Raw genomic sequence first — 21,988 nt, 5'->3', positions numbered from 1 at the left:
TCTGCGGCCCGAGTGTTTTCGGTCTGAGCACTTCGGCCTGAGCCTTTTCGGCCCGAGCGAACGCGGGCTCACCTTGCGGGGAGCCCGCGCAGCACTCAGCGCAGGATCGACTTGCCGGCGAAGACCGCCACGTCGCCCAGCATCTCCTCGATGCGGATCAGCTGGTTGTACTTGGCAAGCCGGTCGGAACGCGCCAGCGAGCCTGTCTTGATCTGGCCGCAGTTGGTGGCGACAGCGAGGTCGGCGATGGTGGCGTCCTCGGTTTCGCCCGAGCGGTGCGACATCACGTTGGTGTAGCGCGCGCGGTGGGCCATATCGACGGCCTTCAGCGTTTCCGACAGCGAGCCGATCTGGTTGACCTTCACCAGCATCGAGTTGGCGACGCCCTGCTCGATGCCCATGGAGAGGCGCGCGGGATTGGTGACGAAGAGGTCGTCGCCCACCAGCTGTACCTTGTCGCCGAGCGTGTCGGTCAGGATCTTCCAGCCTTCCCAGTCATCCTCGGCGCAGCCGTCCTCGATCGACAGGATCGGGTAGTCGGCGCAGAGCTTCTCGAGATAGGCGACGTTCTCGGCGGAGGTGAGAGAGAGGCCTTCGCCCTTCATCTCGTACTTGCCGTCCTTGAAGTACTCGGTCGAGGCGGCGTCGAGCGCGAGCATGATGTCGTCGCCCGGGGTGTAGCCGGCCTTCTCGATGGACTTCAGGATGAAGTCGAGCGCGTCACGGGTCGACGCGAGCTCGGGGGCGAAGCCGCCCTCGTCGCCGAGACCGGTGGACATGCCCGCGGCCGAGAGCTCTTTCTTGAGGGTGTGGAACACCTCGGAGCCCATGCGCACCGCTTCGCGGATGTTCTCCGCGGCGACCGGCATGATCATGAATTCCTGGATGTCGATCGGGTTGTCCGCGTGCTCGCCGCCGTTGATGATGTTCATCATCGGCACCGGCAGGACGCGGGCCGCGGTGCCGCCGACGTAGCGGTAAAGCGGCTGGCCGCAGTACTCGGCAGCGGCCTTCGCGGTCGCGAGCGACACGCCGAGGATGGCGTTGGCGCCGAGGCGGCCCTTGTTGTCGGTGCCGTCGAGCTCGATCATGGCGCCGTCGATGGCTTCCTGCTCGGTGGCGTCGAAGCCGACCAGCGCTTCGGCGATCTCGCCGTTGACCGCGGCCACGGCCTCGAGCACGCCCTTGCCCATGTAGCGGTCCTTGTCGCCGTCGCGGCGCTCGTGCGCCTCGTGCACGCCGGTCGAGGCGCCCGAGGGCACGGCGGCGCGGCCCATCGAGCCGTCCTCAAGGGTGACGTCGACTTCGACCGTGGGGTTGCCGCGGCTGTCGAGGATCTCGCGGGCGTGAATGTCGATGATGGTGCTCATGGGGTCCGTTCCTCGCCTCCAGAGTGGGTTCGTTGGAGCTATAGCAGGCGAGGGACGATTGTAAACGCGCGCTCGCGCTAACACGCCGCATTCGCACGATGTAGCGCTAACATCGCGCAGCGGAAACGCGCCATCGGGGCAGGAGGGGCGGCCCGCGGTTTTGCCTTGTGCCGCGCTGCAGCTATGTTGCCGCGAAAGGACAATCAACAACGCAGTCAGACACCGGGGCCAGTTGGAGGAGGCGCGCCCGGGGCCAGGAGCTTTTGCATGGAAGAAGAGCTGAACCAGATCGAGCAGCAGGTGGCCGAGATCACCACGGACATCGAGGAGGTGCTGCCGGTCCTGCCGGACTGGGTGATGCCGATGGCGGTGGTGGTGGCGTTCTTCCTGCTGGGGCTGGTGATCTTCCGGCTGGTCTTTGCGGTGCTGAACCGGGCTGTTGCGAAGAAGGACCTGTTCTGGCGCAGCCTCGTCGCCCGCACCCGCCGCCCGCTGCGGCTTGGGCTCGTCGTGGCGACGCTGACCGTGGGCGTCGCGGTGGCGCCGCTCAGCCCCGAGCAGACCGATTTCGGCCAGCACGCGCTGCTCATCGCCTTCATGGTGCTGGTGGCCTGGACGCTGCACACGGCGCTGCACATCTGGACGACGGTGCACCTGCGCAAGTTCACGCTCGGTTCCGAGGACAATTTCCTGGCCCGCAAGCACGTCACCCAGAGCCGCATCATGGTGCGGCTGGCGGGCTGGGTGATTGTCATTGTGGTGACGGCGGCGATCCTGATGACTTTCGAGGGGGTGCGGCAGTGGGGCGTGTCGCTGCTGGCGGCGGGCGGTGCCGCGGGCATCGTCGTCGGCTTCGCCTTCCAGCCGGTGCTGAAAAACCTGATCGCTGGGATCCAGCTTGCCGTCACCCAGCCGATCCGCATCGACGACGCGGTGATCGTCGAGGGCGAATGGGGCTGGGTCGAGGAGATCACCGGCACCTACGTGGTGATCAAGATCTGGGACTGGCGTCGCCTCGTGGTGCCGCTCAGCTATTTCATCGAGCAGCCGTTCCAGAACTGGACCCGCGACAGCTCGTCGCTGATCGGGGGCGTGCTGCTCTACCTCGACCACTGCGCCGACATCAAGCGGCTGCGGGAGAAGACCAACGAGGTCTGCCGGAACTCCGATCTCTGGGACGGCAACGTCTGTCACGTCCAGGTCAATGACTTCCGCGAGCGGGTGATGGAGGTGCGGGTGCTGGCCTCGGCCCGCAACGCGCCGCGCACCTACGACCTGCGCTGCGAGATCCGCGAGGAGCTGATCACCTGGATCCAGAAGGAGATGCCCGAAGCCCTGCCGCGCACCCGCGAGACGGTCTCGGTGGACGGCAGCCACCGCCAGATGCCGCCCGGGGTCGAGGTGGTGGGCGGACGACACTGACGGGGTGTTGTCTTGGAGGGCCCTTGGGCGTGGTCGCCCGGTTGCCCGTTGCAGGGGACGCTGACAACTCGGGTCCGGATTGCGCGTGTCGGCGTGGTGCCGGGAGTGTGCAGGCCGTGCGGATGTGGCGGGACGAGGGGGCGCTGCCCCCGTCGCGCCTTGCGCGACTCCCCCGGAGTTTACCTGGCAAGATGAAGGGCGGGGCGGTCCTTTGGGGCGGCGGTCGCTATGGTCTGATGAAGGGTCTGTTTGCCGGCGGGCTGTGTGACCTCCCTTTGGGGGAGGTGTCAGGGTCTGAGCACCGAGAGCTGTTGCCGGGCGAGGCGGCGCTCGCGGAGGAAGCTGTAGAGCCCGGCGCCGAGGATCAGCGCGGCGCCCGCCCAGGTCCAGCCGTCGGGGCGTTCGCCGAAGACCGCCATGCCGAGCCCCGCGGTGAACACCAGCCTCGTGTAGCGGAACGGGGCGACGGCGGAGACCGGCGCCATTCGCATCGCCGTGGTGACCGCGAGGTAGCCTGCCGCCGTGACCACCACCGCGCCCGCCATGTGCAGGAACACCGGCGGTTCGGCGACCAGCGGCGTGCCGGTCACCAGCAGCACCGCGAGACCCACCGGGAAGACGGCCGCGAAGCCGTAGGCCGAGATTGCGATCGAGGGGATGCGCTGCGGCACCACCCGGGTCACGAGGTCACGCGCGGCGAGGCCGGTGACGCCGGCTACCGGGAATATCTCCCACCCGGTGAAGCCGCTGCCGCCCGGGCGGATGACCATGAGCATGCCCACCAGCCCCACCGCGATGGCAAGCCAGCGGCGCCAGCCCACCGGCTCTCCGAGGAAGAGCGCGGCGCCGAGGGTCACCACCAGTGGTGCGGTCTGCATGATCGCCGCCATCAGCGAGAGCGGGATCTTCGACAGCCCCACGATCATGCCGAGCGCGCCCGCCATCTCGCAGATGTTGCGCAGCATGACCTTGCGGTGGAAGGCATCCGCGACGTTGAGCGACACCCGCCGCAACCGCGCCAGCGCCACGAAAAGCAGCGTCGCGCCGATGCTCAGCATCAGCATGACCTGGCCCACCGGGGCGTTCTGGGAGGCAAGCTTGAGGAAGGCGTCGCTGGCAGCCAGCAACGCCATGGAAAGCACCATCAGCAGGATCGCGCGGAGCGTGTCCACCCTGGATCAGGTGATGACGTCGGGCGCGTCGCGTCCGGTGCGGGACCTGATTTCGGCGATGTTTTCGGCCGCGGCGATGACGTCGGCCAGCGCCTCCTGCGGATCGAGGCCGAAGGCGGCGGGATCGGTCTCGACCTTCTCGAGGTAGACGCGCAGCGTCGCGCCCTCGGTGCCGGTGCCCGAGAGCCGCAGCACGAGGCGGCCGCCGCCCTCGAAGGCCACGCGCAGGCCCTGGCCCTCGGAGCGCGAGCCGTCGACCGGGTCGTCATAGGCGAACTCGTCGGCGCTGGTGACGGTGAGGGGGCCGAAGCTCTGGCCCGGCAGCGCGGCGAGCTGGCCGCGCACGTGCTCCATCAGCGCGTTGGCCGCGTCGCTGTCCACCGCCTCGTAGTCGTGGCGTGAGTAGTAGTTGCGGCCGTACTCGGCCCAGTGCGCCTCCATCAGCTCGGCGACGGAGCCTTTCTTGACGGCGAGGATGTTGAGCCAGAACAGCACCGCCCAGAGGCCGTCCTTCTCGCGCACGTGGTCCGAGCCGGTGCCGAAGCTTTCCTCGCCGCAGAGCGTGGCGCGGCCGGCGTCCAGCAGGTTGCCGAAGAACTTCCAGCCGGTTGGGGTCTCGTAGCAGTCGATGCCCAGCTTCTCGGCCACGCGGTCCACCGCCTGGCTGGTCGGCATCGAGCGCGCGACGCCCTTGAGCCCGTCCCTGTAGCCCGGCACCAGCGTCGCGTTGGCGGCGAGCACTGCGAGGCTGTCCGAGGGCGAGACATAGCACTGGCGGCCCACCACCATGTTGCGGTCGCCGTCACCGTCGGAGGCCGCGCCGAAGTCGGGGCCGTCGGCGCGCATCATTTCGTCCCAGAGGGTCTTGGCCCAGGTCGGGTTCGGGTCAGGGTGTCCTTCGCCGAAATCGGGCAGCGGGATCGAGTTGATCACGGTGCCCGGCGGCGCGCCGAGGATCTCCTGCAGGATGCGGGTGGCATAGGGGCCGGTGACCGCGTGCATGGCGTCGAAGCGCATGCGGAAGCCCGAGCGGAACAGTGCCCGGATCGCGTCGAAATCGAAGAGCTGCGCCATCAGGTCGGCGTAGTCGTCCACCGGGTCGACGATCTCGATTTCCATGTCGCCCAGCGTCACCGTGTCGAGCATGCGCAGGCCCACGTCATGGCTTTCGGTGACCTTGAACTCGGCGATTTCCTTGGTCGCATCGAAGATCTTGCCCGTCACGCCCTCGGCGGCGGGGCCGCCGTTGCCGGTGTTGTATTTCACGCCGAAGTCGCCGTTGGGGCCGCCGGGATTGTGGCTGGCCGAAAGGATGATGCCGCCGTCGGCACCGCGCTTGCGGATCAGGTTGGAGGCGGCCGGCGTCGACAACAGCGCGCGCTTGCCGACGATGATCTTCTTCGCGCCGCTCGCCGCTGCCATGCGCATGACCACCTGCGCCGCCTGGCTGTTGAAGTGGCGCCCGTCGCCGCCCAGCACCAGCGTCTTGCCCTCGACGCCGCCGATCCCGTTCCAGATGCTCTGAATGAAATTCTCGAGATAGTGGTGGGTCTGGAAGACCGTGGTCTTCTTGCGAAGTCCCGACGTGCCGGGTTTCTGCCCGTCGATCGGTTCGGTGGGGATGGTGCGAATGGTGGTCATGAATTCCGTCTCCTATCGCCCGGCACGTTTCATGATCCGGGCGCAGTTTGCAAGCACGGGCGAGGCGGAAATCTCTGCCACGCCGGTGGGAAGGCGCTGACGCCAGTTGGGGTATTGCCACACCGTTCCCGGCATGTTCGGCTGGTTGTCGAGCCCCAGCATATCCTCGATCTGTAACGCCACAATGCGCGATGCGGTCTGCGCGAGCAGCGAGGCCATGGCCTCGGGCGTCTCGGGCGCATAGCCGTCGCGGTAGGGTCCGGTGGCGCCGTCGAAGCCTTCGACCTCGCGGCCGCGCCAGGACATCATGCCTTCGACATGCTCGGGCGGGGTGATGCCCATGTCGCGGCGCAGGGTGATCTCACGCCCCGAGCGCCAGCCGCGCCAGGTCGGCAGGTCGTGCGAGCTGAAGCTGGCGATGGCGCCTTCGGTGTAGTCCTGCGGTGCGCGGTACCACGGCGGGTCGCCCGCGTGCTCGAAGCACATGAGTCGGCAGCCGAGGATGCCGCTGTCCTCGAGCGCGTGCTGCAGCCCGTCGGGGATGACGCCGAGATCCTCGCCCACGATCACCGCGCCGGCGCGGGCGGCCTCCATCCGGGCGATGGCCAGCATGGCGTCGCGCGGCATGGTCACGTAGGCGCCGGGCAGGTCGCCGTCGGGCACCCCGTCGGGCACCCAGTAGGCGCGCTCGAAGCCGAGGATGTGGTCGATGCGAAGCGCCCCCGAGAAGCGGAGCTGCTGGCGGAGCGTCAGGGCCAGCGCCTCGAAGCCGGTGTCGATCAGGTGCGCCGGGTTGAACGGGGCGAGGTGCCAGTTCTGGCCCTGTGGCGCGAAGGCGTCGGGCGGGGCGCCGAGGCTGGCACCGAAGGCAAAGCTCTGCCGGTCCTCCCAGGTCTCGGCTCCGTGCGGATGGGTGCCGACGGCGAGGTCGAGATAGAGCCCGAGGTCCATGCCGCTCGCTTTGGCGCGGTGCTGCGTCTCGCTGAGCGCGCCCTCGGCCTTGTACTGCAGCCAGGCGTGGAAGCGGCTGCGTCCGGCGAGCTCGTGGGCGGCCTGCCTGACGGTTTCGCCCTTGGGGTCGTGGTAGGCGGCGGGCCAGCTGTCCCAGTAGGCGCCAAGCTTCTCCGACAGCGCCTGATGCAGGGCGAAGATCCGCAGCGCCTCGCCCTCGTGTTCGAGATAGGCGTCGAAGGCGGCGCCGGGAGGGGCCGCGCGGAACTCGTCCTCGAGCGCCTGCATCCGCGCCGGCAGCTCATCGGGCAGGACCACCAGCGGCCCGGGCTCGGGCGCGCGGGTGGCGGTCGGCAGGTAGAGCGGGGCGAAGCGGCGGCGGTGCGAGGGCGTGTAGGGGCTGAAGCCGCCGGGATCGACGGGGAAGCCCGCGTGGATCGGGTTGATGCCGAGGAAGGCCCCGCCGAGCGCGCCCACGCCCTCGGCGAGCTGCGCGAGGTCGTCGTAGCTGCCGATGCCACCCTCGTCGGGGCTGCGCAGGCAGGCGAGCGGCGCCATCAGCCCCCACATCTTGCGCGGCAGCGGCAGGCGCGCGGGCGCCGACAGCAGCCAACAGCGGGCGCCGGCGCTTTCCAGCAGGTGCCGGCCCAGCGGCAGCGCGGGCAGGGGGCCGCGTCCCTCGGTCTCTGTCCCGTCCTCGAGCCGCAGGCGCCAGTCACCGGGGCAGTCGAGCGCCACCGGCACGCCGGGCTCGCAGACGTGCCAGAGCGGCAGCAGCGGCGTCGGCGCGATGTCGTCGCCGTCGAGCCCCATGGCCTGCAGAAGTGCGAGCTTGGTCTCGTCGGTGGCGGTCTGGGTGACGCCGAAGAGATCGCGGAATTCGGGAATGATGCCCGCGCGCAGGGCGCGGTCGTTCAGGGTCTGATCGGTCATGCCGGCTCCTCGACCAGGGCAAGCACGGAATTCGCGGCGAGCGTGATGGGGGACGTCACCGGCTCGGCGGTGAGCATGGTTTGCGAGGTGTCCACGTGGCGCACCCAGCGGAAGCCCTCGGGCAGGCCGGGCAGGGTCAGCTCGACGTCGTCGCCGGCGTTGAAGGCGAGGTAGATCGCCTCTTCTCGCTGGGCGAACTTCGGCGTCCCACTGGCCATGCGGAACTCGGCGCAGAGCACGTGCAGGTGACCGTTGGTCCAGTCGGCGCGGGTCATCTCCTGCCCGTCCGGGCGCCACCAGAACAGGTCCGGCACCCCGTCCACCTTGCGCGGGCGCGAGTGCAGGAAGCGCTTCTGGCGCAGGATCGGGTGGGCCTTTCGGAAGCTGATGATCCAGCGCGTGAACTCGAGGAACTCGGCATCGGCGGCGTCCCAGTCGATCCAGCTGGTGTCGTTGTCCTGCGCATAGGCGTTGTTGTTGCCCTTCTGGCTGTGGCCCAGCTCGTCGCCGGCAAGGATCATCGGCGTGCCCTGGCTGAGCAGCAGCGTCGCCAGCATGTTGCGGCGGCGCTGCGCGCGGGCGTCAAGGATCACCGGCTCGTTGCTGGGGCCCTCGACGCCGAAATTGTCCGAGTAGTTCTCGCCATGGCCGTCGCGGTTGTCCTCGCCGTTGGCCTCGTTGTGCTTCATTCGGTAGCTCACCGTGTCCATCAGCGTGAAGCCGTCATGGGCAGTGATCAGGTTGACCGAGGAGGTGGCGTTGCGGCCGCCATGGTCGAAGATCCCGGCCGAGCCGGTGATGCGGTCGGCAAGCACCGGCACGTGGCCCACGTCGCCGCGCCAGAACCGGCGCACGCCGTCGCGGTACTGGTCGTTCCACTCGGCGAAGGGCGGCGGGTAGCCGCCCAGCTGGTAGCCGCCGGGTCCGATGTCCCATGGCTCGGCGATGAGCTTCTTCTGCGCCAGCACCGGGTCCTGCCGGATCGCCTTGAAGAAGGCGGCGTCGGGCTCGAAGCCATTCGTCGTGCGACCCAGCGTCGAGCAGAGATCGAAGCGGAACCCGTCCACGCCCATGGTCGTCGCCCAGTAGCGCAGGCTGTCGAGCACCATGCGCAGCACCATCGGGTGGTCGACGTTGAGCGTGTTCCCGGTGCCGGTGTCGTTGATGTAGAAGCGCTTGTCGTCGTGCAGCCGGTAGTACGACCGGTTGTCGAGCCCGCGGAAGGCCAGCGTCGGGCCGTTCTCGTCGCCCTCGCAGCTGTGGTTGTAGACCACGTCGAGGATGACCTCGATGCCCACCGAATGCAGCCGCGCGACCATGTACTGGAATTCCCAGAGCCGCCCGTGCGAGAGGTAGCGCGGCTCGGGGGCGAAGAAGCCCAGCGTCTGGTAACCCCAGTAGTTCACCAGCCCCTTCTTCACGAGGAAGCGGTCGTTGAGGAAGGCCTGCACCGGCAGAAGCTCGATGGCGGTGACGCCGAGCTTGATCAGGTGTTCGAGCACCGGGTCCGACGCGATCCCGAGGAACTGGCCCGGATGGTCGAGCCCCGGAAAGCGCCGGGTCAGCCCCTTCACGTGGGCCTCGTAGAGGATGCTCTGCTCGAGCGGCGTCTCGGGTGCCTCGTGGTGGCCCCAGTCGTAGCTGGTGTCCTCGACCACGCATTTCGGCATGAAGCGGGCGCTGTCGCGGGGATCGGGTGCCTCGGCGCCGCCATAGAGCGAGTCGTGCCAGAGCGGGTGCCCCGAGAGCCGCCGGGCGTAGGGGTCGACCAGCAGCTTGGCGGGGTTGAATCGGTGGCCGTCGCGCGGGGCAAAGGGCCCCTCGGCGCGCAGCCCGTAGTGCTGGCCGGGGGTAAGGCCCGGCACCCGCCCGTACCAGATGTCGCCGTCGCGGTCGGGCAGGGGCAGGCGGGCGGTCTCGGTCCCGCGCTCGTCGAAAAGACACAGGGTCACCGCCTCGGCATGGGCCGAGAACACCGCGAAGTTGACGCCATCGCCGTCGAAGGTCGCCCCCAGCGGGGACGGCCGTCCGGCAAGCATTTCGGGGCCGCTCATGCGGTCTTGACCATCTCGGAGTAGAGCGCAGCGTAGGTCGCGGCGGAATGTTCCCAGCTCACCGGGGAGGCCATGGCGTTCTTCATCATGCGGGTCCAGGTTGGGCGGTCATCGTAGAGTTTGACCAGCTTCATCAGGGCCTGTGCAAGGGCTTGCGCGGTCACCGGGTGGAACTGCACCCCGGTTGCGGCCCCCGCTGCCAATCCGGCGGGCGATGCGTTGATGACCGTGTCGGCGAGACCGCCGGTCAGAGCCACCAGCGGCAGCGTGCCGTAGCGCAGCCCGTAGAGCTGGGTAAGGCCGCAGGGCTCGAATCGCGAGGGCACGAGGATGGCGTCGCCGCCTGCCACCAGCCGCCGGGCCAGCGCCTCGTCGTAGCCGATGCGGGTGGCGACGCCGGGATGGGCGCCCGCATAGCCGAGGAACGCCTCCTCGAGGTCGCGGTCCCCGGCCCCCAGCAGCGCCAGCTGACCACCGCGGTCGAGCAGCGCGGGCAGGGCCTGCAGCAGGATGTCGAGGCCCTTCTGCTCGGTCAGGCGCGAGATCAGCACGCAGAGCGGGCCGGGCCAGTCGGGCAGGCCCATCTCTTCGCGCAGGGCGGCGCGGTACTTGGCCTTGCCGTCGGGCGACTTGTAGGGCGGGGTCCAGATGCCTTCGTCGATGCCGTTCAGCACACCGACAAGATCCGCCTGCCGCTCGCGCAGCACGCCGTCGAGCCCCATGCCGAAGGACTCGGTCATCAGCTCGGACGCGTAGGTGGGCGACACCGTCGACAGCTTGTCGGCGTAGACCAGCCCCGCCTTCAGCGCGCTGATGTTGTTCCAGTACTCGTAGCCTCTCTCGTTGAAGCCCGAGCGCGGCAGGCCCAGCGTCGAGATCATCGAGGCCCGGGCGATGCCCTGGAAGGCGATGTTGTGGATGGTCATCAGGCTCGCCACCCGGTCCGAGGCACCGAGCTCGCGCAGGTAGAGCGGTGCGAAGCCCGCCTGCCAGTCGTGGCAGTGCATGACCTGCGGCATCCAGCCCTCGATGCCGTCGGCGGCGATCATCGCCGCGGCGCTCGACAGCGCGGCGAAGCGCTCGGCGTTGTCCGGCCAGTCGCGGCCGTGCGCGTCGGAATAGGGTCGGCCGTCGCGATCGTAGAGATGCGGCGCGTCCAGCACGTAAAGCACGTTGTCGCCCAGCTTGCCGCGGTAGACCCGGGCGAAGCCGCCGAAGAGGTCGTCCCACTCGGCCACCTTGGTGTCGCGGCCGACCTCCTGCATGACGGAGCGGTAGCCCGGGATCAGCGTACGCATCTCGACCCCATGCGGGGCAAGCGCCGCCGGCAGGGCCCCCGCCACGTCCGCGAGCCCTCCGGTCTTCACGAGCGGCACGCATTCCGAGGCGACGGACAGCACCCTTGTCATCGTTCGGCTTCCCTCCGGTCCAGCATCCGCTGGGTAATGAGCGTCACGCCGCCGGGGCTGACGCGGAACCACTTTGCATCCTCTTCCGGGTCCTCGCCGACGACGAGCCCCTCGGGGATATGAACGCCGCGATTGATGACGACATTCTTAAGACGGGCATGCCGTGCCACCTGAACATAGGGCAGCGCCACCACGCGGTGGAGCGAGGCATAGGAATTGGTGTGGCACATGGTGAAGAGCAGCGACTCGCGGATCTCGGTGCCCGAGACGATGCAGCCGCCCGAGATCATCGAGCTGACGGCCGAGCCGCGCCGGTCTTCCTCGTCGTGGATGAACTTGGCGGGGGGCACCAGCTCGGAATAGGTCCAGATCGGCCAGTTGCGGTCCCAGAGGTCAAGCTCGGGGTTGAAGTCGGTGAGGTCGATGTTGGCCTTCCAGAAGGCGTCCACCGTGCCCACGTCGCGCCAGTAGGCGGGGGCGTCGGGGCGGGTGCGCACGCAGCTGTTCTGGAAACGGTGCGCCTGCGCGGTGCCCTGCGCCACGATCTCGGGGATCATGTCGTTGCCGAAGTCGTGGCTCGAGTTCTCGTCCTCGAGATCCTCCAGCAGCCGCTCGCGCAGGAAGGCCCAGCTGAAGACGTAGATGCCCATGGACACCAGCGTCTTCTCGGGGTTGTCGGGCAGCCCCGGCGGGTCCTTGGGCTTTTCCATGAACGAATTGATGCGGTCCTTCTCGTCCACCGCGATGCAGCCAAAGGCGCTGGCCTCGCCGCGGTCTACGGTCAGGCAGCCCACGGTCACGTCGGCGCGCGACTCCACGTGCTGCCGGATCATCATCTCGTAGTCCATCTTGTAGATGTGGTCGCCCGCGAGGATGACGATGTAGTCGATGTCGTAGCTGTCGATGATGTCGATGTTCTGCGCCACCGCGTCGACCGTGCCGCGGTACCAGGTCTGTTCGTTGTAGCGCTGCGAGGCGGGCAGGATGTCAAGGAACTCGTTGCGCTCGTCGCGGAAGAAGTTCCAGCCGCGCTGGCAGTGGCGGATCAGGCTGTGCGCCTTGTATTGCGTCGCCAGCGCGATCTTGCGGATGCCCGAATTCATGGCATTCGACAGCGCAAAGTCGATGATCCGGGTCTTGCCGCCGAAATAGACCGCGGGCTTCACCCGGCTGTTGGTCAACTCGTGCAGGCGCGAGCCGCGACCGCCCGCCAGAACGAAAGCCATGCTCCGTCCGGCGAGTCTCTGATTTCTCCAAGGCACCTTCTGTCCTCCTCATTCTCAGAGGTTGTCTCGCCCCGAATCGTGACAACCGTTTGAAATAGCCCCGTCTTTCTAGTCAGTGTCGCGCATCAGCCAGACCGTCGACAGCGGCGGCACGGTGACGTCGGCATGGGCCGGCTGGCCATGCATCTCGCCCTCGTGCGCCTCGACGGACCCGTAATTGCCACGATTTTCGCCGCCGTAGATCTCGGCGTCGCTGTTGATAACCTCGCGCCAGCGCCCGGCAGACGGCATCCCCATGCGGTAGTCCGGGTGCTCCTGCGGCGTGAAGTTGCAGATCACCACGACCTCGGGATCGTCCGGCCCGCCGCGGCGGACCCAGGCGAAGACCGAATTCTGCTGGTCGCCGCCGACGATCCACTGGAACCCGTCCTCGAAGCAGTCCTTGACGTGCATCGCGGGCGTGTCGCGGTAGAGGTGGTTGAGGTCTCGTACCAGCCGCTGGATGCCCTCGTGACGCGCATCGCCGAGGCAGTCCCAGTCGACCTGCGCGTCGTGGTTCCACTCGGACCGCTGCGCCAGCTCCTGCCCCATGAACAGCAGCTTCTTGCCCGGGTGCCCCCACATGAAGCCGTAATAGGCCCGCAGGTTGGCGAATTTCTCCCAGTCGTTGCCCGGCATCTTGCCGATCATCGAGCCCTTGCCGTGCACCACCTCGTCGTGGCTGATCGGCAGGATGAAGTTCTCGGAGAAGGCATAGACCAGCCCGAAGGTCATCTGGTGGTGGTGATAGGACCGGTAGACCGGGTCCTTCTTGATGTACTCGAGGGTGTCGTTCATCCACCCCATGTTCCACTTGAAGCCGAAGCCGAGCCCGCCCTGATCGACGGGCTGGGACACGCCGGGATAGGCGGTGCTTTCCTCGGCCACGGTCATGATGCCCGGATGCTCGCCGTAGGTGGCGGTGTTCATCCGTTGCAGCACGGCGATGGCCTCGTAGTTCTCGCGGCCGCCGTCCTTGTTGGGCACCCACTCCCCGGCGTTGCGCGAGTAGTCGCGGTAGAGCATCGAGGCCACCGCATCGACCCGCAGCCCGTCGGCGTGGAACTCGTCGAGCCAGAAGAGCGCGTTTGCGGTGAGGAAGTTCGATACCTCGGCCCGTCCGTAGTTGTAGATCAGCGTGTTCCAGTCCTTGTGGAAGCCCTCGCGCGGGTCGGCGTGCTCGTAGAGCGCGGTGCCGTCGAAGCGGCCCAGCCCGTGCGGATCGCTGGGGAAGTGACCCGGCACCCAGTCGAGGATCACGCCCAGCCCTTCGAGGTGGGCGGCGTTCACAAGGTCGCGGAACTCGTGCGGCAGGCCGCAGCGGATGGTGGGGGCGAACATGCCGATGGGCTGATAGCCCCACGAGCCGTCGAACGGGTACTCGCTGATCGGCATCAGCTCGATATGGGTGAAGCCCATCTCCTTGACGTAGCTCACCAGCTCGCGCGCGGCCTCGACGTAGGAGATCGGCCGTCCCCAGTCCTTGCGGCGCCAGGACGGCAGGTGGACCTCGTAGATCGAGATCGGCGCATCGCGTCGCTGCGCCTCGGAGCGGGTGGTGATCCACTCCTCGTCGGACCAGCCATAGCCCGAGATGTCGCGCACGATGGAGGCGTTGGCGGGCGGATGCTCGGAGCCGAAGCCCACAGGATCGGCCTTGCGCGGCTGGACGGTGCCGTCGGGGCCGACGATCTCGTAGCGGTAGAAGGCACCGTCGGCGACGTAGGGGATGAAGATCTCCCACACGCCGGTGGCGCCGCGGCGGCGCATGGCATGACGCAGTCCGTTCCACCAGTTGAAGTCGCCGACCACCGAGACGCGGCGGGCGTTGGGGGCCCAGACCGCGAAATGCGTGCCCCACATGCCCTCGTGCTGCATCACATGGGCGCCGAGCACCTCCCAGAGGCGCAGGTGGCTGCCCTCGCCAAGGAGATACTCGTCGATCTCGCCCAGCACGGTGCCGAAGCGGTAGACGTCCTCGAACTCCCAGTGCTCGCCCTTGGCCTCACCGCGCAGCCAGTAATGGCCGTCGCCGGGCACGGGGCCGTGGAACACGCCCGGGGCGTCTGGCACCGGGTCGAGCCGGTGCCGGGCGTCGGTGGTGCAGGCGAACATCTTTTCGGCGCCGGGGTCGAAGGCAGTGACATGGCGGTCGTTGCCCGACCCACGCGGCCCGAGAAGGCCGAATGGATCGTCATGCTGCCCCTGGATCAGGCGCTGAAATTCCGAGGCGGGGGGGTGCTTTGCATCGGTCATGCCTCGGACTGTAGTGCGATCTGAGCTGTTCGCAATGAGTCGCGTTAACTGTTTCTGACTCAGCGATCGAGCAGGCTTTTTGCCTTCCAGATGTCCGCCATGTAGCCCCGGATTGTGCGATCCGACGAGAACCAGCCCGACCGCGCGGTGTTGAACGCGGCCATCCGCGCCCAGCCCTGCGGATCGGCGAAGGCGGTGTCGACCTCGCGCTGTGCACGCCAGTAATCGGTGAAATCCGAGCACACGAGGAAGTAGTCCGCGCCCTCCAGATTGCCGACCACGTTGTGGTAGCGCGTGGGCTCGGACGGCGAGAACCGGCCGTCGCGGATTGCGTTCAGGGCACTGGCCAGCCGCGGGTCCGCCTCGATGGCCTTTTGCGCATGGCTCTCGACGGTGCGGCGCTCCATCACCTCCTCGGCGGTCATGCCGAAGAGGAAGAAGTTCTCGGCCCCCACGTGCTCGCGGATCTCGACGTTGGCGCCGTCGAGCGTGCCGACCGTGGGCGCGCCGTTCAGGGCGAACTTCATGTTGCCGGTGCCCGAGGCCTCCTTGCCGGCGGTCGAGATCTGCTCGGAGAGGTCGGCGGCGGGGACCAGCCGCTCGGCGAGCGACACGTTGTAGTTCGGCAGGAAGGCGATCTTCAGGTACTTGTTGGTCACCGGGTCGTTGTTGATGACCACCGCCGCATCGTTGATCAGCCGGATGATGTCCTTGGCGAAGAAATAGCCCGGGGCAGCCTTGCCCGCGAAGAGCTTGAGGCGCGGCGTCCAGCCGGCATCGGGATTTTCGCGGATCTCCTGCCAGTGGGCGATCGCCTCGAGGATGTTGAGGTGCTGGCGCTTGTACTCGTGCATGCGCTTGATCTGCACGTCGAAGAGCATATCGGGATCGACGTGGATGCCATGCGCCTGGCCCATCCAATTCGACAGCTCGACCTTGTTGGCGCGCTTGACCCTGGCGTAGCGCTCGAGCCAGCCGGCATCCTCGATGTAGGGCTCGAGTTTCTCGAGCTGCTCGAGATCGTCGACCCAGCCCTCGCCGATGCCCTCGGTGATGAGCCCGGCAAGACGCGGGTTGCAGGCCAGCAGCCAGCGGCGCGGGGTGACGCCGTTGGTCTCGTTGACGATGCGGTCGGGGTGCAGGTGGTGCAGCTCTTCGAAGACGGTGGTCTTCATGAGCTCGGTATGAAGTGCCGAGACGCCGTTCACGTGATGCGCCATCACGAAGGACAGCTGGCCCATCTTGACCTGGTGATCGGACCGCATCGACTGGGTGCGCGTGGGGTTCTTCTGCGCGTGGGTGAAATCGATCTGGTCGATGATCTGGATGTGACGCGGCAGCAGCCGGCCGAACAATGCCTCGCCCCAGCTTTCCAGCGCCTCGGGCAGCAGCGTGTGGTTGGTATAGCTGAGCGTGTTGCGGGCGATCTCCATCGACTCGTCGAACGGAATGCCACGCTCATCGTGGAGGATGCGGATCAGCTCGGGGCCGGCGATGGCCGGGTGGGTATCGTTGAGCTGGATCGCCACCTTTTCGGGCAGACGGCGCAGGTCGCCGAACTGGTTGTTGAAGCGGCGCAGGATGTCGCGCAGGGCGGCACCGGTCAGGAAATACTCCTGCTTCAGACGCAGCTCCTTGCCCTGTTCCGTCGTGTCGTCGGGGTAGAGCACGCGGCTGATGGTGCGCGCCAGCGCCTCGGGCGCCGCGGCCTTGGCGTAGTCGCCGTGGTTGAAGGCGTCGAGGTCGAACGGGTGGATGGCACGGCCAGACCACAGGCGCAGGGTGTTGGCCCAGCGGCCCTTCCAGCCCACCACGGGCGTGTCGAAGGCCTCGGCCTCGACCTCTTCGGAAGGGTACCAGCGCACGGTCTCGCCGCGGGTGTCGACATGGCCACCGAAGCCGATGCGATAGCGCACCTCGGGGCGTTCGAATTCCCAGGCGTGGCGCTGGCCGAGCCAGAGCTCGGGCTGCTCGATCTGGCGCCCGTCGACGAAACTCTGCCGGAACAGGCCGTGCTCGTAGCGGATGCCGTAGCCATGCGCCGGGCAACCGATGGTCGAAAGGCTCTCGAGGAAACAGGCGGCGAGACGGCCGAGGCCGCCGTTGCCGAGCGCGGCGTCTGGCTCGTCGGTCAGAACCTCGTTGTAATCCTTGGAGAACTCCGCAAGCGCGGCCTTGGCCTCGTCCACCAGCTCGAGATTGACGATGCCGTCCTCAAGCAGGCGCCCAATCAGGAACTCCATCGACAGGTAGTAGACCCGCTTGGCGCCGGTGTCGTAGGTGCGCTCGGTGGCCTTGAACCACGCGTCGACGATCCGGTCCCGCACCGCGTAACTCAGCGCCATGCGCCAGTCTTCGAGGATCGCGTGTTCGGGATCCTTGCCGAAGGAATAGGTCAGGTGGCGCAGGATCGCGTCGCGAAGGGGAGGGGTCTTCATCTGGATCATGGGCTGGTGCTCGCTCATAGGAAGGCTTGGCACCCGGTGCTCCGAGTACAGCCAGTATCAATAGGGCGGTCGCTTAAAAGACAAGGACGCGATTCATCTACGCCTGATTTTGCAACTGTTCCGTAAGATGACATGCACATCCGGTAAGCGCTGCGAAGTCATCTGTCACAAGATGCACCGGGAACTGGTCCATGAAGGTGCTGAAGCGCCCCTTCTCACGGAAGCCGTCCCGGAAGCCGTTGTCGAGCAGGTAGGGCCCGAAGTGCCGGGCCACCCCGCCGATGAGGTAGATGCCGCCGAAGGGCAGGGTGATCAGGGCGAGATCGCCGCAGACCCGGCCCATCAGCCGAGAGAACATCGTCACCGCGCGGGCGGCGCGGGGCTCGCCACGTTCGAGCGCGCTCATGATCTCGGCGGGGGGCATGTCGGCCTCGGGTTCGCCGTCCTCGACGCAGAGCCAGTTGTAGATCCGCTCGAAGCCGCGGCCCGAGAGGAAGTGCTCGACACCGACGCTGTCGTGCTTCTGCGAGATGTAGCTGAAGAGCCGCATTTCCTCGTCCGTGCGCAGCGCGAGCGTGGCGTGGCCGGCCTCGGCCGGCGGCACCAGCGTGCGGTCGCCCAGCCGGTAGACCGGCGCCGCGTTCATGCCGGTGCCGATGCCGATCACCAGCCGTGCGGACTGCGGGCTGGCGGGCTGGCCGGGGAGGATCTCGGTGAGGTTGGCGGCGTCGATGTGTCCAACGGCATGGCCCTGCGCCTGCAGGTCGTTCAGCACGGCGAGCGTGTCGGCGCCGGTGGCCTCGTGCAGGATGTCGCGGTTCACCTCCCAGTCGAGGTTGGTGAGCCGCCCCGCGCCGTCGCGCACCGGGCCCGCCATGGCGACGCAGGTGGCCTGCACGCCGACGCCGGTCTCGGACAGGTAGTCGCGCAGCACCGCGCCGATGCCGGGCCAGTCGGCGTTGCGGTAGCGCCGGACGCTGGCCTCGTCGATCTCGGGGCCGGAGCCCAGTGCCACGCGGGTGTTGGTTCCACCGATATCCGCCAGCACCGCGGTCATCTGGGTCGTCATCATCTGTTCTCCGTTAGCGCTCTCGCTAGAGCGTGGTAGGAGGCTTTCGGCAGCCGTGCAAGCGTGTCGAAGTCGACGTGCACCAGTCCGAAGCGTTTGTCGTAGCCGAAGCTCCATTCATAATTGTCGAGCAGCGACCAGGCGAAATAGCCCTCGACCGGCACGCCGTTGGCGATGGCGCGCTTCACCTGCGCGAGGTGGGCGTCGATGAAGGCGATGCGGTGCTCGTCCTCAACCGTGTCGCCGACCGGATCGTCGTGCGAGGCCATGCCGTTCTCGGTCACGTAGAGCGGCAGGTCGCCGGTGTATTCCTGCGCGGTGCGGGTGAGGAAGCGGAACAGGCCCTCGGGGTAGATCTCCCAGTCCATGTAGGTCTTGGGCAGGATGCCCGGCACCTCCTTCAGCGACGGCCACGGGGCCGTCGGGTCGGGGGCGAGCAGCTTGCGGGTGTAGTAGTTGATCCCGCACCAGTCGAGCTTCTGCGAGATCAGCCCCATGTCGTCCTGCCAGCCCGCGGGCAGGTGCGGCTCGAGCCCTTCGAGCACGATGGCGGGGTATTCGCCGCGGAACACGCCGCCCATGAACCAGAGATTGTAGAGCCCGTCGTAGCGGTCGGCCGCGAGCCGCGCCTCTGGGCTGTCGTCGGCTGGCTCGGCCCATTCGAGGTTGAAGACCCCGCCGAGCCCGGACATGCCAAGCCCGCGCATCACCTCGATCGAGCGGCCATGAGCCAGCAGCACGTGGTGCATGGCGCGGGCGGCGGCGCGGATGTCGCGCAGGCCCGGGGCCTGCCCGCCAAGGAAATGCGAGAGCCACGCCACGCACCACGGCTCGTTGATCGGGGCGACCGTCGCCATGCGGTCGCCGAGCCGGGTCATCGCGACCTCGGTGAACTCGGCGAACCACGATGCGATTTCGCGGTTGCGCCAGCCGCCGAGATCGGCCAGCGCCGAGGGCAGTTCCCAGTGGTAAAGCGTGGCATAGGGCTTGAGCCCGCGCTCGAGCATGGCGTCGGTCAGGCGGTCGTAGAAGTCGAGCCCCTCGGCATTCACCGCGCCGCGGCCCTCGGGCAGCACCCGCGCCCAGGAGATCGAGAAGCGGTAGGCATCGAAGCCGGCGGCGGCCACGAGGTCGAGATCCTCGGCGTAGCGGTGGTAGTGGTCGCAGGCGATGGCACCGTTCTCGGCGCGCACAACGTTGCCCGGCGTGTCGGCGTAATCGTCCCAGTGTGTGCGCCCGGCACCGCCGAAGGAATGGCCTTCGATCTGGTAGCTCGAGGTCGCCGTCCCGAAGGTGAACGTCTCGGGAAAATCTTTACGGGTCAGTTCCATGCGGGCCTTTCCTAAGGTTTTCTCGGGGCGGGGCCGGTGGACCCGCCGATGATCAGTTGCGCCTCGAGAAGGCGCGATTCCGGCGGCTGGTCCGGATCGGCGATCCGGCGCAGCAGCATCTCGGCGGCCAGCCGTCCGGCCTCGCGCACCGATGAGCGGGTGGCGGTGAAGATCGGCAGGTCGCGGCCGTTCGACAGGTAGCTAAAGTCATCGTCGTGGGTGATGACCGACACGTCGCGGCCCATGGCGAGCCCCGCCTCGTGGATCGCCCGCCGCACCCCGATGGCCGAGATCAACGATGAGCACAGGATGGCGGTCGGCGGCTCGGCCAGCGCCAGCATCCGCCCGGCGGCACGGTAGCCGTAGGGCTCGGTCATCTCCTCGCTCTGCATGAGCTCGGGCTCGGGGGCGAGGCCGCGCTCGGCCAGCGCCAGCTCGTAGCCGTGACGGCGGCGGAAGGCGAAATCCATGAACTCGAGCCCGTTGACCAGCGCGATGCGCCGGTGCCCGAGATCGAGCAGGAACGAGGTCGCGCGCCGGAACGCGTCGGTGTTGTTCATGTCGATCCAGCTGTAGGGCGCGTCGAGCTTGGAGGCGCGGCCATGCACGACGAAGGGCATGCGCAGCCCGTTCAGGAAGGCGATGCGCCCGTCCGCCATCTTGGGCCCATGCACGATGATGCCGTCGACATTGCCCTTCGACTGCAGGCGCCGGTAGTTCTGCGCCTCGTCCTCGTCGCCGGTGACCGTGAGGGTCATGTCGTAGCCCGCCTTGAGATACGTCTCCGAGGCGCCGGCGATGAAATCGCCGAACACCGGGTTCATCATCTCGTGCTGGGTCGAGATCGGGATGACGTGGCCGATGGCCATGGCGCGGCCCGTCGCCAGCCCCTTGGCGCGGGCATTTGGCGCGTAGTTCAGCAGCTGTGCCGCCTCAATGACGCGCCGGCGCGTGCCTTCGCTCACCTCGGGGTAGCCGTTCAGGGCGCGGCTCACGGTGGTCTGCGACAGCCCGAGATGGGCGGCGAGCATCTTCAGGTTCATGGCTCTCGCTCCCAAAGCGCTTCGGATGATTTCGAGCCTAACCGCAAAACCCGTCCGGCGAAAAGATGTTTTCTGACCGCCTTGATCCGGCGCGTTTCAGCGCTAAAGTGGTCGGAAATTCCGCCAAATTGCGATTGACAGACGCAATGATCCGCGGGAGGCTCGGGCATCTTCAAAGCGCTTTGGCCGAGTCTCGCCAGAAGCGAAAACCAATGCGGGGTTTCCCGCGAGGATTGGGAGGAGCCTTTTCCATGAAGATCAAACGCAGTTTCCTTGGAAGCGTTGCATTGCTTGCGCTGGCCGCCGGTACCGCACAGGCCCAGGACATGCCCTTCGAGGTGGGTGAGGGCGACTTCCAGTGGGACGGCTATACTGCCTTTGCCGACGAATACGACCTCTCCGGCCAGACCGTCGAGATCACCGGCCCCTGGACCGGCAACGAGAAGGCAAAGGTCGACGTCGTCTTCCGCTATTTCGAGGAAGCGACCGGTGCCAACGTCAATTACTCGGGCTCCGACAGCTTCGAGCAGGACATCGTGATTTCGGCCCGCGCGGGCACCGCGCCCAACCTCGCGGTCTTCCCGCAACCGGGGCTTGCAGCCGACATGGCCAGGCAGGGGCTGCTGACCGCGCTGCCCGACGACACCGCCGACTGGGTGTCCGAGAATTTCTCCGCCGGTGACAGCTGGGTCGATCTGTCGACCTACGAGGGCCCCGACGGCGAGAGCCACGTCTACGGCCTGTTCTACCGCGTCGATCTCAAGAGCCTCGTCTGGTATTCGCCCATCGCCTTCGACGAGATGGGCTACGAGATCCCCGAGACCATGGAAGAGCTGAAGGAGCTGACCCAGCAGATCGTCGACGACGGCGGCACGCCGTGGTGCATCGGGCTGGGGTCGGGCGCCGCGACCGGCTGGCCGGCCACCGACTGGGTCGAGGACCTGATGCTGCGCACGCAGGAGCCGTCGGTCTACGACCAGTGGGTGAGCAACGAGATCCCCTTCAACGACCCCGCGGTGGTCGAGGCCGTCGAGGAGTTCGGCTGGTTCGTGCGCAACGACGAGTTCGTCCAGGGGGGCGCGCAGGCGGCGGCCACGACCGACTTCCGTGACAGCCCGAACGGGCTCTTCTCGGTGCCTCCCGAATGCTACATGCACCGTCAGGCAAGCTTCATCCCGGCCTTCTTCCCGGAGAATGTAGAGCTCGGCGCCGATGCGGATTTCTTCTACTTCCCGGCCTACGAGGAAAAGGACCTCGGCACCCCGGTGCTGGGTGCGGGCACGCTGTTCTCGATCACCAAGCCCTCCGAGGCGACGGACGCGATGCTCGAATACCTGAAGCTGCCCATCGCGCATGAGCTCTGGATGGCACAGGACGGCTTTCTCACCGCCCATGCGGGCGTGAACCCCGAGGTCTATGCCACCGACGCGCAGCGCGCCATGGGCGAGATCCTCGCCAACGCGACCACCTTCCGCTTCGACGCCTCCGACCTGATGCCCGCCGAGATCGGCGCCGGCGCCTTCTGGACGAGCATGGTCGACTACGTCACCGGTGCCAGCGCCGAGGACGTGACCGCGGCGGTGCAGAGCCGCTGGGACTCGATCCGCTGAGGCACCGAGACATTC

At 67.5% G+C, this 21,988-nt stretch carries 14 protein-coding genes; 2 read left to right on the top strand and 12 right to left on the bottom strand.

The window, feature by feature from the left end:
* Window positions 1-95 precede the first annotated feature (95 nt).
* Entirely contained in the window at window positions 96-1,370 is a 1,275-nt protein-coding gene (gene eno / locus BLQ77_RS15185; protein WP_008886230.1) for a phosphopyruvate hydratase, read from the bottom strand.
* 267 nt (window positions 1,371-1,637) lie between these two features.
* Between eno and BLQ77_RS15180 the strand changes: the two genes are divergently transcribed.
* Window positions 1,638-2,792, top strand: a complete 1,155-nt coding sequence (locus tag BLQ77_RS15180) for a mechanosensitive ion channel family protein (protein ID WP_008886217.1) — start codon at window positions 1,638-1,640, stop codon at window positions 2,790-2,792.
* Between the two features lie 287 nt (window positions 2,793-3,079).
* Here the strand turns inward: BLQ77_RS15180 and BLQ77_RS15175 are convergent, their stop codons facing one another.
* From BLQ77_RS15175 to BLQ77_RS15125, 11 genes are all read right to left on the bottom strand, one after another.
* Window positions 3,080-3,964 carry a DMT family transporter gene (locus BLQ77_RS15175; RefSeq protein WP_089960701.1) on the bottom strand — a complete coding sequence of 295 codons (885 nt, stop codon included), beginning with the start codon at window positions 3,962-3,964 and terminating at the stop codon, window positions 3,080-3,082.
* A 6-nt stretch (window positions 3,965-3,970) separates the two neighbouring features.
* Window positions 3,971-5,605, bottom strand: a complete 1,635-nt coding sequence (locus tag BLQ77_RS15170; protein ID WP_089960699.1) for an alpha-D-glucose phosphate-specific phosphoglucomutase — start codon at window positions 5,603-5,605, stop codon at window positions 3,971-3,973.
* 12 nt (window positions 5,606-5,617) lie between these two features.
* A complete protein-coding gene (gene malQ / locus BLQ77_RS15165) occupies window positions 5,618-7,489 on the bottom strand; it encodes a 4-alpha-glucanotransferase (RefSeq protein WP_089960696.1) in 1,872 nt (623 codons plus the stop codon).
* Entirely contained in the window at window positions 7,486-9,543 is a 2,058-nt protein-coding gene (gene glgX / locus BLQ77_RS15160; protein WP_008885268.1) for a glycogen debranching protein GlgX, read from the bottom strand. Before glgX ends, malQ begins: the two co-directional genes overlap by 4 nt.
* Complete coding sequence (gene glgA / locus BLQ77_RS15155) at window positions 9,540-10,952, bottom strand: glycogen synthase GlgA (protein ID WP_089960694.1); 1,413 nt, start codon at window positions 10,950-10,952, stop codon at window positions 9,540-9,542. Before glgA ends, glgX begins: the two co-directional genes overlap by 4 nt.
* Entirely contained in the window at window positions 10,949-12,214 is a 1,266-nt protein-coding gene (gene glgC, locus BLQ77_RS15150) for a glucose-1-phosphate adenylyltransferase (RefSeq protein WP_008884854.1), read from the bottom strand. Before glgC ends, glgA begins: the two co-directional genes overlap by 4 nt.
* A 72-nt stretch (window positions 12,215-12,286) precedes the next feature.
* A complete protein-coding gene (gene glgB, locus BLQ77_RS15145) occupies window positions 12,287-14,473 on the bottom strand; it encodes a 1,4-alpha-glucan branching protein GlgB (RefSeq protein WP_089960691.1) in 2,187 nt (728 codons plus the stop codon).
* A gap of 59 nt (window positions 14,474-14,532) precedes the next feature.
* A complete protein-coding gene (locus BLQ77_RS15140) occupies window positions 14,533-16,920 on the bottom strand; it encodes a glycogen/starch/alpha-glucan phosphorylase (RefSeq protein WP_089960857.1) in 2,388 nt (795 codons plus the stop codon).
* A 97-nt stretch (window positions 16,921-17,017) separates the two neighbouring features.
* Window positions 17,018-17,992 (bottom strand): glucokinase, encoded by a 975-nt coding sequence (locus tag BLQ77_RS15135; protein ID WP_089960690.1) that lies wholly within the window; start codon window positions 17,990-17,992, stop codon window positions 17,018-17,020.
* Entirely contained in the window at window positions 17,989-19,320 is a 1,332-nt protein-coding gene (locus BLQ77_RS15130; RefSeq protein WP_089960687.1) for a GH1 family beta-glucosidase, read from the bottom strand. Before BLQ77_RS15130 ends, BLQ77_RS15135 begins: the two co-directional genes overlap by 4 nt.
* A gap of 11 nt (window positions 19,321-19,331) precedes the next feature.
* The gene (locus tag BLQ77_RS15125) at window positions 19,332-20,363 is read right to left on the bottom strand and encodes a LacI family DNA-binding transcriptional regulator (protein ID WP_089960684.1); all 1,032 of its coding nucleotides are present in this window, start codon (window positions 20,361-20,363) and stop codon (window positions 19,332-19,334) included.
* A gap of 251 nt (window positions 20,364-20,614) precedes the next feature.
* On the opposite strand from BLQ77_RS15125, the gene BLQ77_RS15120 reads away from it, so the two are divergent.
* Window positions 20,615-21,973: an ABC transporter substrate-binding protein gene (locus BLQ77_RS15120; protein WP_375360205.1), complete on the top strand. Its 1,359-nt coding sequence runs from the start codon at window positions 20,615-20,617 to the stop codon at window positions 21,971-21,973.
* Window positions 21,974-21,988: the final 15 nt, after the last annotated feature.

This window comes from Salipiger thiooxidans, from assembly GCF_900102075.1.
In the GTDB taxonomy this organism is placed as follows: Bacteria; Pseudomonadota; Alphaproteobacteria; order Rhodobacterales; family Rhodobacteraceae; genus Salipiger; species Salipiger thiooxidans.
Note: the sequence above shows the minus strand (reverse complement) of the source record. Positions and strands in the feature narration are given on the sequence as shown.